The sequence below is a fragment of the Brevundimonas sp. LPMIX5 genome (assembly GCF_003576505.1).
Lineage (GTDB): Bacteria > Pseudomonadota > Alphaproteobacteria > Caulobacterales > Caulobacteraceae > Brevundimonas > Brevundimonas naejangsanensis.
In genome coordinates this window covers 627,699-640,943 of the sequence record NZ_QWTZ01000002.1, presented here as the reverse complement: position 1 = coordinate 640,943, position 13,245 = coordinate 627,699, and the positions used below count along the sequence as shown (strand labels likewise).

The 13,245-nt window shown below is 62.3% G+C and carries 9 protein-coding genes; all 9 read left to right on the top strand.

The genetic code is table 11. The annotated features are described in order from the left end of the window. Positions 1-315: 315 nt before the first annotated feature. The 9 genes from D1604_RS04140 (at position 316) to D1604_RS04105 (ending at position 13,239) form a co-directional block, all read left to right on the top strand. Complete coding sequence (locus D1604_RS04140) at positions 316-3,300, top strand: TonB-dependent receptor (RefSeq protein WP_119412449.1); 2,985 nt, start codon at positions 316-318, stop codon at positions 3,298-3,300. A gap of 89 nt (positions 3,301-3,389) precedes the next feature. Next, positions 3,390-3,872, top strand: coding sequence for a hypothetical protein (locus tag D1604_RS15580; RefSeq protein ID WP_147399872.1), 483 nt, complete (start codon positions 3,390-3,392; stop codon positions 3,870-3,872). A 342-nt stretch (positions 3,873-4,214) separates the two neighbouring features. After that, positions 4,215-5,009 (top strand): ubiquinone biosynthesis protein COQ4, encoded by a 795-nt coding sequence (locus tag D1604_RS04135; protein WP_233551854.1) that lies wholly within the window; start codon positions 4,215-4,217, stop codon positions 5,007-5,009. Next, the gene (locus D1604_RS04130) at positions 5,006-5,455 is read left to right on the top strand and encodes a DUF2147 domain-containing protein (protein WP_119412284.1); all 450 of its coding nucleotides are present in this window, start codon (positions 5,006-5,008) and stop codon (positions 5,453-5,455) included. The genes D1604_RS04135 and D1604_RS04130 overlap by 4 nt, the downstream gene beginning before the upstream one ends. A 75-nt stretch (positions 5,456-5,530) precedes the next feature. Beyond that, entirely contained in the window at positions 5,531-8,023 is a 2,493-nt protein-coding gene (locus D1604_RS04125; RefSeq protein WP_119412283.1) for an acyl-CoA dehydrogenase, read from the top strand. Continuing rightward, positions 8,023-9,351, top strand: coding sequence for a 3-oxoacyl-ACP reductase (locus tag D1604_RS04120; protein WP_119412282.1), 1,329 nt, complete (start codon positions 8,023-8,025; stop codon positions 9,349-9,351). The genes D1604_RS04125 and D1604_RS04120 overlap by 1 nt, the downstream gene beginning before the upstream one ends. Continuing rightward, positions 9,348-10,235, top strand: a complete 888-nt coding sequence (locus tag D1604_RS04115; RefSeq protein ID WP_119412281.1) for a MaoC family dehydratase — start codon at positions 9,348-9,350, stop codon at positions 10,233-10,235. Before D1604_RS04120 ends, D1604_RS04115 begins: the two co-directional genes overlap by 4 nt. Continuing rightward, positions 10,229-11,515: an acetyl-CoA C-acetyltransferase gene (locus tag D1604_RS04110; RefSeq protein WP_119412280.1), complete on the top strand. Its 1,287-nt coding sequence runs from the start codon at positions 10,229-10,231 to the stop codon at positions 11,513-11,515. Before D1604_RS04115 ends, D1604_RS04110 begins: the two co-directional genes overlap by 7 nt. Continuing rightward, complete coding sequence (locus tag D1604_RS04105) at positions 11,512-13,239, top strand: AMP-binding protein (protein ID WP_199683665.1); 1,728 nt, start codon at positions 11,512-11,514, stop codon at positions 13,237-13,239. Before D1604_RS04110 ends, D1604_RS04105 begins: the two co-directional genes overlap by 4 nt. Positions 13,240-13,245 lie beyond the last annotated feature (6 nt).

The window sequence follows — 13,245 nt, the reverse complement described above, 5'->3', positions numbered from 1 at the left end:
CAACCGCAAGCCGTTGGCGAGGTCTCTCGGCTGTCGGATGATCGTAAGGCCGAGGGTAGGGTTCGCGAAACCGTTGGTTAACGCCGGCCCGCGGGTGTCTGATGCGCCGCCTATTTTCGAGTTCTATGGAGCAGTAGGACGAAACCCGCCGGGAATTTACCGGACATCAATGTAAATAAGCTGTTGACATGGGTATGAATAGATGGATCGATAGCGTCGGCTTTCGGCGCATCCGCCTCGTCGTCAGCTCTACATAAAGGCGGGAGGAAGCATTCGGTCCAGCTGGGGAGCAGGGCCGTGCAGGGGAGGGTTTTCATGGCTTCAGCGGCCTGTAATCGCGCGCGTCTGGCTGTCACCGCGTCGGCTTTCGCTCTAGTTGTAGCCGCCGGCCCTGCGCTGGCTCAGGATGCAGCGCCTTCCCAGGACGCAACGTCGGTTGGCGACATCATCGTCACGGCCCAGAAGCGTGAACAATCCATTCAGGATGTCCCGATCGCTGTTACGGCGCTCTCAGCCGAGACCCTGGACGCCATGAAGATCGACGGCGGTTCTGAACTGGTGCGGGCTGTGCCCAACGTCAGTTTTTCCAAGTCCAATTTCAGTATGTATAACTTTTCCATACGGGGGGTTGGCACCAAAGCGATTTCAGCTTCATCGGATCCAGCGGTGGCTGTCAGCTTCAACAATACGCCGTTGATACGTAACCGACTGTTCGAGCAGGAATATCTAGACGTTAATCGTGTGGAGGTCCTGCGAGGCCCGCAAGGGACTTTGTATGGGCGCAACGCCACGGGTGGCGTCGTCAACATGATCCCCAATCTGCCTGGCCCCCACTTCGACGCGATGATGAAGGCCGAAGCTGGAAATTATAACTCCATGCGCGGCCAGATGATGGTCAACATTCCTGTAACGGATACCTTCTGGATACGAGGTGCAGGGTCACTGACGAAGCGTGAGGGGTTTGATTACAACACGTTTAACGAAACGCGCGTCAATGATCGTGACCTGTACTCGACACGTCTGTCGGCGGCTTGGGAACCGACCGACCGGTTCAGCGCCAATCTGATCTGGGAACATTTCGGTGAAGATGACCGGAGGTCCCGTACGGGCAAGCAACTGTGCACCAAGGACGAGGGGCCTACCCAGGTCGGATCCTTCGCGGTCACGGACAGTTTCACCCGGAACCGGATGAGCCAGGGGTGTATGGCGTCAAGTCTGTTCGACGACGCAGCCTATGGGACGCCTAACGGTGGGGCGTTCAGTCACGTCTTCATGGGCGCGATGATGAACTACGGCTATGATCCTGATGAATTTGTTCCCGCATACGCATTCTACTACCTGACTGACCCATATGCGGGAGTGACGCAGTCTAAGGATCTTCGCGAAATATCGACCGCATACGATCCAAAATTCAGAGCTGAGAATGATGTTGTTCAGTTGAATTGGCGATATGAATTTAATAATGGGCTGACTTTCCATTCGCAAACTGCCTTTGCTAAGGACGACTATTACTCTACCCAAGATTATAGCAGATATGTCAGTAATGACATTTTCGTTGACTCTTCTCCAGCTCGCAGTTCGTGGCCGGGTGGTCCAACGCTTCCGCCAAGCCCTGCTGCGCCAGGTGGGATTTACACGGATCCGCAACTGGGCCCCTCGTCGTCTATTTTGTCGGTGGACGTCAGTCAGTCCGACAATAAGCAGTTTACTCAGGAATTCCGCCTTCAATCGGCGTGGGATGGGCGATTTAATTTCAGCCTCGGCGCTAACTATCTCGATTTCAAATCTGAAGATAATTACTACGTATTCAATAACCTATTCTCCTTTATCGGAGAGTATTTCTATAACCAGAACCTTTCTTCCGGTTTCCTGGACACCATTCCATGTGGAGACCCCTCCGCTCCTGCGTGGCGTGAGTGTGTATATGTCGAATATTCTCCGCTTTCCGAACTTGAAGGCGATGGGCATAATTATTTCCGCAGCCGAAATGTAGTGCGTACGCGCTCGCTAGGGGTGTTCGGCGAAGCCTATTGGGACGTCGCGGACACGGTCAGAGTTACTGCAGGTCTGCGATATACGGATGATCGCAAGACCACGACGCCCTATCCCAGCCAGTTATTGCTCGGGGCGTCACCGGATGGAACGCCTGGCTTATCGTCCGGCGGTTATGTCAATCGCGGCTATCCGGCCTTGCCCGATGTGAAGCAAAGCTGGGATGCGGTGACGGGTCGGTTTGTCGTCGACTGGAAACCGAACGTGGCTTTCTCAGACGATACGCTGGTCTATGCTTCATATTCACGAGGATATAAGGGCGGTGGCACCAATCCTCCGCGCGTTGATATCAATCCAGAAGTCATCCAGTATCAGCCGCTGGCGTCTGAATTCGCTCCTGAATACATCAATGCCTTTGAAATCGGGACCAAGAACAGTTTCATGGATGGCCGGATGCGCCTCAATGCGACGGCCTTCTATTATGATTATAGCGATTACCAGGTCTCCCAAATCGTTGATCGGATCTCATTGAATGAGAATTTCGATGCGCGGATATGGGGTGTTGAATTGGAGGGCGCTTTCTATCCGACGCCCGCCTGGCGTATCGACGCTAATGTCGGCTATCTGAACACGCGTGTTGCTGATGGCGAGAAGTCCATCGACGTGATGAACCGCACCCAGGGCAATGCCGACTGGACCCTGTTGCGGCCCTGGGTTCAGGTGCCCTCCAACTGTATTGCGCCGACCAAGCACGTCGAGACGATCCTGAGCTTCGGCTACGATGGAGTTACGACCGGGCAGGCGCTTCAGGCGCTGTGTTCCGGATCGGCCCGTTATGGCAGCTTCAATCCCGAATTCGACACGATTTTGCCTATGTGGGCCTTCTTTGGCTTTACCTATGACGGGGTTACGGAGGCTCCCAATTATGGTCGCGGCTTTGACGCAGATCTGAGCGGGAATGAATTGCCGAATTCGCCGAATTGGACGGCGAATGTAGGCACTCAGTATACGCTTCCTGTTAATGGCTGGGATATTACATTCCGTGCAGACTATTATTGGCAAGGCGAAAGCTATTTCCGTATCTATAATACCGAGTATGACAAGCTGAAGTCATGGGATAATACCAACATTTCAGTAACTGCCGAAAACGTGGTTAGTGGTCTTTCCGTTCAGTTCTACGTGAAGAATGTCTTCGATAAGACTCCGATAACCGACGCATTTACAAACAGTGATGATACTGGACTAACCACAAACGTGTTTACCTTGGATCCGAGGTTGATGGCGATTTCAGTTTCTAAAAAGTTTTGATGGTACGATAATTTTGTAGATTTTGTTTGCATTGGTGTTAGTATTTATTGCTCTCTTTTGGGAGCTCTGGAACAAGGGAAGGAAAAACTATGAAGAAGATTGTTTTTACTATCGCTTCCGTTCTCGCTATCGGCGCCGCTTCGGGTGCTGGTGCGCAGACGATGTCTCCGACCGGTTCGTTTACATTTTCCGGAAACGTAACGATGCAGCAATCAGTTACTGCAAACTGTAATGTTTCTGGAACTGGCAGCAATACCTCTTCTGGAGGAACGCTGAGCGGTTCGTTTTCTCCTGGAAATATTCTGTATTGTGGCCCGCTGAGCTTGGTTAAGCCCTATGGCGCATGGTCTTTTGACGTGATTCCGGGCGTAACTAATAAGGTTAGAGTTACGATTGGCGCTAATACGGTTCTAAACAAGCCCTGTTATGGCACGTTTGACGCGGACTGGAACAACGCGACTTCTACTATTACTTTCAACAATAACCCGCTTCCTCCGGTAAATGCAGGCGACCCGTCTTGCACGATTGTCGGTGGCTCGGTAAAAATCACGCCGGCCCGTACCATCAGCTAATGATGCGGCCCCTCGCAGGATCAAATCCTGCGAGGGGATTTATCTAATTTAGAAACTGCCCCAACTTCTTGTTTGAGGCACCGTGCGGAGTTGGTCTCGACTCTGTCTGTGCGCTGGCGCCTCGATATATGGAGCAGAATATCGCCGACATTGCTTGCATGTCGGGGCTCCATCACCCTGCATCGCCTTTCGCTCGAAAATAGCTGTGTCTCCCTCCGTTGCGGCGCCCAGCGCCGGGCTAGGGCGATCTGGCGTGGCCTTGATAGTCTTTTGCAATTGACATTGCTGTAAATGACATTAGTGTAGGTAGTGTCATTTAATCTCCGATAGAGGAGTGAGCCAGTGCAAACAGGTTCAGCGATGCTCGCGGCGCCTTATGCTGCGGATCGGGGCGTTCGCCAGCCGACGCATGTGACGAGCCGCCGTGTTCAGCCCGTACGGGCTATCCGGGCGTTTCGCGGCCTGGTGGCGGACAAGGACGACACGCGCCAGGTGTTCGAGATCATGAACGCCTTGTCGGGGCGCTCGCCGGACTGGGGCTATCGGCGGATGCTGGACACGCCGATGGGCGGCCAGCAGGCCTATGAGCGTCTGGAGTTGTCGGATTACCTCCAGGATCGCGACTGGTTGGGGCGGTTTGGGCCGGGCACCGTCGGGGCCGCCTATCGTGCCTTTGTCGAGCCGCAGAACTTCACTGCCTATGGCCTGGCGGAGGATAGCCGCAAGGTGGCCGACACCGAGATTGAGGCGGCGCATCCGCGCGCGTGGTACGCGCGCCGTCTGCGCGATGTTCATGACATCTGGCATGTGCTGACCGGCTATCATTCAGACGCCCTGGGCGAGGCGTGCGTTGTGGCCTTTTCCCTGCCGCAGACCCGCAGCGCCGGATTTGGCCTGATCGCCGGCGGCGTGGCGGTGCAGTTCATGCGCGCCCGAACCGGCTTTCCTTGCGGGCGGGCGGTCTTTCAGGCCTGGCGCAATGGACAGCGCGCGGCCTGGCTGCCGGGCGAGGATTACGAGCGGCTTCTGGCCGAGCCGTTGGATGAAGCGCGGCGGCGGCTGAAAATCTCGCCTCCGACCATTTATGATCGGGTGCCTCCGGCGGTCCGCAACGCCTATCTGGGCGGGAAGGGATGAGGCGGCGATCGTGGGTGTGGGCGACGGGCCTGGCCCTGACGACGGGCCTAGGCCTGGCCGCCGGGCCGTCAACGGCGCAGCACGACGACGCCATTGTGGGGCGCTGGCGTACGACGGCGCAGAGTGGCGTGGTCGCGATCGAGCGGTGCGGGGCGAGGTTGTGTGGGCGGTTGGTCGACGCCGCCGCCCTGCGCGCCAATCCGGATCAGCGTGATGTGCGGAACCGCAGATCGGCGCTGCGTGACCGGCCGATCAAGGGACTGGTGGTGCTGCAGGACTTTTCAGGCGGGCCGCAGACGTGGAGCGGCGGCCCTCTGTATGACCCGGAAAGCGGCCAGAGCGCGGCTACAGGCAGGCTGACCCTGGCTGAGCCTGACCGACTGACGGTTCAGGCCTGCATCGCCCCGCTTTTGTGCCGCACCCAGACCTGGACCCGCCTGCGCTGAGGCGGGCGACGATTTTCGATTGAAGCTTGAATAGGCCGGAGGGCTGGCGGCGCCAGCGACGGCGGGGGATCGACCATGTTGATATGGATCTGCGCCGCTTTGGGCGCTGGTTTCATCCTGACCTTTCATCAAGCCCGCATGGCGTTGTGGGCCTTGCTGGCCGGGCTGTGGATTCTGGCGGGGTGGAAGCTGGGGATCGTCTCGCCGTCGACGGCGGGCGTCATGGCTGCGGTAGCAGTTCCGATCCTGGCGCTGCTGATGTTCAGACCCTTGCGAAGGGCCTTGCTGTCCCGTCCGGCGATGGGCGCTTTTCGACAGATCATGCCGCGCATGAGCGCCACGGAACAGGCGGCGGTCGAGGCGGGCAATGTCTGGTGGGACGCTGAGCTTTTTGCGGGCAGGCCCGACTGGCGGCGGCTGTTGTCGACGCCTTCACCCAGGTTGACAGCCGAGGAGCAGCGGTTCCTGGACGTTGAAACCGAGCACCTGTGCGACCTCGCCAATGATTGGGAGACCACTTCGATCTGGCAGGATCTATCGCCTGAAGCCTGGGCCTACGCCAAGGACAAGGGCTTTCTGGGCATGATCGTGCCCAAGGCATACGGCGGGCTTGGCTTCTCGGCCTATGCCCACAGTCAGGTGATCCAGAAACTGTCGACCCGCTGTTCAGCGGCGGCGGTGTCGGTGATGGTGCCAAACTCCCTGGGACCGGCCGAACTGCTGCTGCACTACGGCACGGAAGAACAGAAAGACCATTATCTGCCGCGTCTGGCGCGGGGGGAGGAGATTCCCTGTTTCGCCCTGACCAACCCCTATGCGGGATCTGACGCCGCCGCGATCACGGACACGGGCGTGGTCTGCAAGCAGATGTGGAACGGCGAAGAGACGCTGGGTTTCCGCATCAGCTGGCGCAAGCGCTACATTACGCTGGCGCCGGTCGCGACCGTGCTGGGTCTGGCGTTCCGCGCGGTTGATCCTGACGGTCTGTTGGGCGACGAGGCCGAGCCGGGCATCACCTGTGTTCTGATCCCGCGTGATCATCCCGGCGTGAACATCGGGCGGCGGCACTGGCCGCTTAACGCCGTCTTCCAGAACGGGCCGACGACGGGCGACGACGTCTTTGTGCCGATGGAGATGGTGATCGGCGGACGCGCTCAGGTCGGGGCGGGCTGGCGCATGTTGATGGAATGTCTGGCGGCGGGCCGGGCTATCTCCCTGCCGTCATCCAATGTCGGCATGTCCAAGCTGGCCGTAGGGATGGTCGGCGCCTACGTCGCCATCCGACGTCAGTTCAACCAGCCGATCGGCGCCTTTGAGGGCGTGCAGGAGGCTTTGGCTCGGATGGCGGGCCATCTGTATGCGACCGACGCCGTCCGGCGTCTGGCGGCGGCGGCGCTGGACCAGGGCGAGAAGCCGTCGGTGGTCTCGGCCATCGCCAAATATCACGTCACCGAACGCGCGCGCGCCGTCATCAACGACGCCATGGACGTGATTGGCGGCAAGGGGGTCTGCATGGGCCCCGGCAACTATCTGGCGCGCGCCTATCAGCAGGTGCCGATCGCCATCACGGTAGAGGGCGCCAACATCATGACCCGCACCCTGATCATCTATGGTCAGGGGGCGATCCGCTGCCACCCCTATGTCCTGACCTTGATGCGGACGGCGGAGGCGGGCGAGCTGAAGCCGTTCGACGCCGCCCTGTTCGGCTATGTCGGTTTTCTGTTCCGCAATATGGCGCGAGCGCTGACCTTTGGCCTGACGGGCGGCGTCCTGATCGGGGCGCCTCGCGACGCGGCGCCGCAGTTGAAGCGCTATTATCGCGCCGCGACGCGGCTCTCGACCCTGCTGGCGCTGGCTTCGGACCTGTCGATGGCGACCGTGGGCGGCGCCTTGAAGAGAAAGGGCGCGCTGACGGGGCGTCTGGGCGACATCCTGTCTCAGCTCTTCATTCTCAGCAGCGTGCTGAAGCGGTTTGAGGATGAAGGCCGTCCAGCGGAGGACCTGCCTTTCGTTCATTGGGCGGCGCAGGACGCTCTGGCGCGAGCCGGCGCTGCCTGGCGCAGCCTGCTGGCCAATCACCCAAGCCGGGGCGCAGCCCTGTTCCTGAAGCTGATCGGGGCGCCGTTCGGGTTGAAGACGTCCGAACCGGACGACCGTTGCGCCGCCGCTGTCGCCGCCCTGATTCAGACCCACGGCCCGGCGCGCGACCGTCTGATCGCCGGGTCGTGGACGGCGCGGGTGGAGGTCGATCCCATCGCCGTGACGCTCGCCGCCTTTGATCTCTATCCACAGGTCGAGGCCATTGAGCGGCGGCTGAAGGACGCCGTGCGCCGCGGCGTGATTGCAAGGGCGCCGCAGAACCTGACCCTGCTGGATGACTGGGCTGTGGAAGCGCAAGGCAAGGGCCTGATCACCACGCAGGAGCGCGAGTTGATCGGTCGTTTCGCCGCCCATGCCGATCAGGCGATCCAGGTGGACGACTTCGCGCCGGACTTCGATATCGCGGCTGGTCTGGAGAGACGGCCGACAGACACGGCGCCCGCCAAGACGAAAAAGAAGGCGGCCTGATGAGCGATCGCTATCTGAATTTCGTCAACTCGGGCGTGGGCGGTTGGGTGACGGGAGCCCTGGGCCTGCCGCGCCCGGCGCCGCTGCAACGTCGCGCAGAGGCGGGGGCGGGGATCGTCGGCCCGTGTCTGTTGGGGGCCAGCGGCGACGGCCCCATGGCGGCCGTTCTGGCGGGGCTGATGCAGGCGTCGGGACATGGGCTTCATGCCGAATGGTCGCCGGATGCGCGCTATGGCGCATTGGTGTTCGACGCTTCGAACTGCGCGCGCGTCCAGGCGGCGAAGGACCTGTATGGTTTCTTCCATCAGGCTGTTCGTTCGATAGCCGAACATGGCCGCATCGTTGTGATCGGCGCCCCGCCCGAGTTGATGGCAGATGCTGAAGGCGAGGCGGTGCAGCGCGGGCTTGAGGGCTTCGTCCGCTCACTGGCCAAGGAGGTTCGGCGCAACATCGGCGTCCATATGCTCTATGTGACGCCGGGCGCGGAGGCGGCCGCCGAAAGCACGCTGGCGTTTCTGTTGTCGCCGCGCTCGGCCTATGTTTCGGGGCAATCGATCCGGGTGGCCGCGCCGGTCGAGACAGCCGAAGCCGGAGCCGGCCACTCAGGACGAAAGGTGCTGGTCACCGGCGCCTCGCGCGGGATCGGGGAAGCCATCACTCGCCTGTTCGCGGCTGAGGACGCCCAGGTTACGGCGCTGGATGTGGCCGGGGCGGCGGACGGCCTCTCCGCCCTGTCGGAAGAACTGGGCGTCGACAGCCTGGCGCTGGACATCACGGCGTCTGACGCGGCCGCGACCCTGCTCGCCGATGCGCGTAAGCGGGGCGGCTACGACGTGGTGATCCATAATGCCGGGATCACCCGTGACCGCACCATAGCCCGCATGGAACCCGCTGAGTGGGACAGCGTCATGGCGGTCAACCTGTCGGCGCCGCTGGCGATCACCCAGGCGCTGATCGAGGGCGGGGGAGTGCGCCGTAATGGCCGCATCGTCGCCGTATCCTCATTAAGCGGCGTCGCCGGCAACATGGGGCAGACCAATTACGCCCTGTCCAAGGCGGCGTGGATCGGGGCCGTCCGTCGCCTAGCATCGCAGTCGGCTTCAAGCGGCCTGACCGTCAACGCCGTGGCGCCCGGCTTCATCGAGACCCGGATGACCGCGGCCATCCCCTTCGCCATTCGCGAAGCGGGGCGCCGGATGAACAGCATGGGGCAGGGGGGCAGCCCGGTCGATGTGGCCGAGACGATCGCCTGGCTGGCGCATCCTGCATCGGGCGGCGTCAACGGGCAGGTGGTGCGCGTCTGCGGCCAGAGCCTGCTGGGCGCATGATCGTGGACGGCGCGGTCCAGCGGTTCGACGCTCCTCTGTCAGGGCTGGCGGTGGTCGGCGGCGCCCTGCATGGTCTGATACGCAAAGCGCCGTCTGACCCGGTGCTGCCGCGCCGCGTGCTTGAACGTGAGGTGGTGTTGGAGGCGACGGCGGTCGACGCCTATGCAGGCGTGTGCGGCTTTGCGCCCGAGCAGGGCGTGCCGATCACCTGGCCCCACATTCTGGCCTTTCCTCTGCAGATGCGGATTCTGTTGGGAGCGGACTTTCCCTATCCGGCGGTCGGTCTGGTGCACCTGCACAACCATATCCGTCAGCACGCGCGGTTGGGCCTTGGCGACCGGCTGACGTTGAGGACCCGGGCGGGACGGTTCGTAGCCCACGACAAGGGACAGGCCTTCACTCTGGAGACGATAGCGGTTCGCGACGGCGAGACCGTGTGGGAAGGCTCCAGCCTCTACATGCGCGTCGGTCGGCCCGGATCGGGCGAACCGGCGCCGGTTCTGGCGAGCGACGAAGCGGGCGCGCAAAGCGAGACATGGAGGCTTTCTGAAGACCTGGGCCGTCGCTACGCACGTGTTTCCGGCGACGCCAATCCCATCCACACCTCGGCGTTGGGGGCGCGGCTGTTCGGTTTTCGCCGCGCGATCGCCCACGGGATGTGGAGCAAGGCGCGAGCCATCGCCGCCCTGTCGCCGCCGCAACCCTTGACGGTCGCCGAGGTCGAGGTCGCCTTTCGCGCGCCGCTGTTCCTGCCCGGAAAGGCGGCGTTGTACGCTGGATCATGCGGCCGTGAACGCCATTTTGAAGTGCGCGACGCTGTTGGATCGCGCATCCATATGCGGGGTCGGTTGACCCTTTCATCCAGGGATGAAGCCCTATGCTGACCGCACCTGCGCCGCGTCGAGTCGCCATTATCGGCGGCGTCCGCATTCCCTTTGCGCGGTCCAACACCGCCTATGCCGAGGCGTCCAACCAGGACATGCTGACCGCCGCCCTGCAGGGATTGACCGACCGTTTCGACCTGCACGGTCAGCGCCTGGGCGAAGTGGCGGCGGGCGCCGTGCTGAAGCTGTCGCGCGACATAGCCCTGACCCGCGAAAGCGTGCTGGGCACCACCATCAGCGCGGACACCCCGGCTTATGACGTGTCTCAGGCCTGCGGCACAGGACTGGAGGCCGCCATCCTGGTCGCCAACAAGATCGCGCTGGGCCAGATTGAGGTCGGGGTTGCGGGCGGGGTGGACACGACGTCGGACGCGCCCATTGCTCTGAACGAACGGTTCCGAAAGGCCCTGCTGGCGGCGAACCGTGAGAAGACGACCGGCGGTCGGATCAAGGCGCTGTTGGGCGCAGGCCTGACCGCTCCGTTCAAACCGGAGCCGCCGCGCAACGCCGAACCCCGCACCGGCCTGTCGATGGGGGAACACTGCGAACTGATGGCCAAGCGCTGGAACATCGCGCGTGAGGATCAGGACGCCCTGGCCGTCGCCAGCCACCGCAACGCCGCCGCCGCCTGGGAGGCCGGTCTGTTCGACGACATGGTCATTCCCTATCGGGGGCTGAGGCGGGACAACAACCTGCGGCCGGATATTGATCCGGCGAAGCTGGCGACGATGAAGCCGGTGTTCGACCGCGAGAACGGCACCCTGACGGCCGCCAACTCGACGCCGCTGACGGACGGCGCCTCGACCGTGCTGCTGGCGAGCGAGGACTGGGCCAAGGCGCGGGGGGTGCCGATTCAGGCCTATCTGCGGACCGGCGAGGCGGCGGCGGTTGATTTCGTCGGGGGGGACGAAGGGCTGTTGATGGCGCCTGCCTATGCGGTTCCGCGCATGTTGGATCGGCTGAGCCTGACGCTCCAGGATTTCGATTTCTATGAGATTCACGAGGCCTTCGCCGCTCAGGTGCTGTGCACGCTCAGGGCCTGGGAGGATGAGGACTACGCTCGCACAAGGCTGGGGCTGGATGCCGCGCCGGGTTCGATCGACCGTGCCAGGCTGAACGTCAACGGCGGCTCGCTGGCGGCGGGGCACCCGTTCGCGGCGACCGGCGGGCGCATCCTGGCCAATCTGGCCGCCATGATCGACCGCAATGGCGGCGGGCGCGGGCTTATCTCCATCTGCGCGGCGGGCGGGCAGGGCGTTGTCGCAGTGGTCGAGAAATGAGCGCTGTGACGGATCACGCTGCGGACATGGACCAGCTGTGGGCCGAGCGTTTCTGGACCAAGTCCTATCGCAAGGGCGTGCCCGTCTGCATCGAGGATGAGTTGGCGCGCTGGGCCTCGGTCCCCCAGTTATTCGAGGCGGATGCGTTGAAGTTCGCCGACCGTCCCGGCTTCGTCAGTCTGGGCTCGGCGGTGACCTATGGCGATATGCTGAAGGCGGCCAAGAGCTTCGGCGCCTGGCTGCAGTCGATCGGCGTGCAGCCGGGCGAGCGGGTGGCGCTGATGATGCCGAACTGCCTGCAGTATCCGGCGGCCCTGTTCGGCGTGTTGTTCGCGGGCGGGATCGTGGTCAATGTCAATCCGCTCTACACCTCACGTGAACTGAACCATCAGTTGAAGGACAGCGGGGCGGTCGTCCTGGTGGTCATGGACATGTTCGCCGCCACGGTGGAGCAGGCGCGCGAAGGAACCGATCTTCGGCACGTCGTCGTCACCGCCATGGGCGACATGATGGGCGGACTGAAGGGCGTCGCCGTCAGCGCCCTGATGCGTCACGTGCAGAAGATGGTTCCGGCCTATCATCTGCCGGGCTCGCATCGGTGGACGCGCGTGATGGGCCAGGCCCGGCGACTGATGTTGCAGCCGGTGCAGATCAGTCCTGAAGACATCGCCTTCCTGCAATATACGGGGGGCACGTCAGGCGTGGCGAAGGGGGCGATGCTGACCCATCGCAACATCCTGGCCAACACGATTCAGGGGCGGGTCTGGCTGCTGGATCAGATTGATCAGACACGGCCTCTGGGCAATGTCACCATGCTGCCGCTTTACCATATCTTCTCGCTGACCGCGAACCTGATGATGTTCACCGGGGCGGGCGGGCGCAACATCCTGATCGCCAATCCGCGCGACGCCAAGCGGGTGGAATGGATTCTGCGCAAGGAGCGTTTCGTCGGCATGACCGGGCTGAACACCCTTTTCGTAAGCCTGATGAAGAGCCGGGCGTTTCGAGAGCGCGATTTCTCGGATCTGAAGCTGACCATCGCTGGAGGCATGGCGACGCAGAGGGTCGTCGCGGAGGAATGGCAGGCGGTGACGGGCGCGCCGCTGATCGACGGCTATGGCCTGACGGAGACATCGCCGGTGGTCTGTATCGGGCGCGTCGATCTGGAGCACCCGCAGGACATGGGCTTCGACGGAACGGTCGGCCTGCCGGTGCCCTCGACCGAGGTTCGCATGCGTCGCGAGGACGGGAGCTGGGCCGGGATCGGCGAAGAGGGCGAACTGCATGTGCGCGGCCCCCAGGTGATGCTGGGCTATTGGAAACGGCCTGACGAGACGGCCAGGGTGCTGTCGGACGACGGTTGGCTGGCGACCGGCGACGTCGGGGTGATGCAGGCCGATGGGCGGGTACGCCTGGTGGATCGGATCAAGGACATGATCCTGGTGTCCGGCTTCAACGTCTATCCGGGCGAGATCGAGGATGTGATCGCCAGCCATCCTTTGGTCGAGGAGGTCGCCGCCGTCGGCGTGCCGGATGCGGCGCAGGGCGAGCGGATCAAGATCGTCGTGGTGCCGCGATCGCCTGAGCTGACGACCGAGATGCTGATCGCTCACAGCCGCGCGCAACTGACCGGCTACAAGGTGCCGCGCATCGTCGAGTTCCGCAGCGAACCCCTGCCCAAGACGGCGGTGGGCAAGGTGCTGCGTCGCGAACTGCGCGGCTGATCTCGT

What these genes read in the sequence shown, in the direction of transcription:
- D1604_RS04125 (WP_119412283.1), top strand. Translation starts at nt 5,531, where the DNA reads ATGTTGATATGGATCTGCGCCGCTTTGGGCGCTGGTTTCATCCTGACC.
- D1604_RS04120 (WP_119412282.1), top strand. Translation starts at nt 8,023, where the DNA reads ATGAGCGATCGCTATCTGAATTTCGTCAACTCGGGCGTGGGCGGTTGG.
- D1604_RS04105 (WP_199683665.1), top strand. Translation starts at nt 11,512, where the DNA reads ATGAGCGCTGTGACGGATCACGCTGCGGACATGGACCAGCTGTGGGCC.
- D1604_RS04130 (WP_119412284.1), top strand. Translation starts at nt 5,006, where the DNA reads ATGAGGCGGCGATCGTGGGTGTGGGCGACGGGCCTGGCCCTGACGACG.
- D1604_RS04110 (WP_119412280.1), top strand. Translation starts at nt 10,229, where the DNA reads ATGCTGACCGCACCTGCGCCGCGTCGAGTCGCCATTATCGGCGGCGTC.
- D1604_RS04140 (WP_119412449.1), top strand. Translation starts at nt 316, where the DNA reads ATGGCTTCAGCGGCCTGTAATCGCGCGCGTCTGGCTGTCACCGCGTCG.
- D1604_RS04115 (WP_119412281.1), top strand. Translation starts at nt 9,348, where the DNA reads ATGATCGTGGACGGCGCGGTCCAGCGGTTCGACGCTCCTCTGTCAGGG.
- D1604_RS15580 (WP_147399872.1), top strand. Translation starts at nt 3,390, where the DNA reads ATGAAGAAGATTGTTTTTACTATCGCTTCCGTTCTCGCTATCGGCGCC.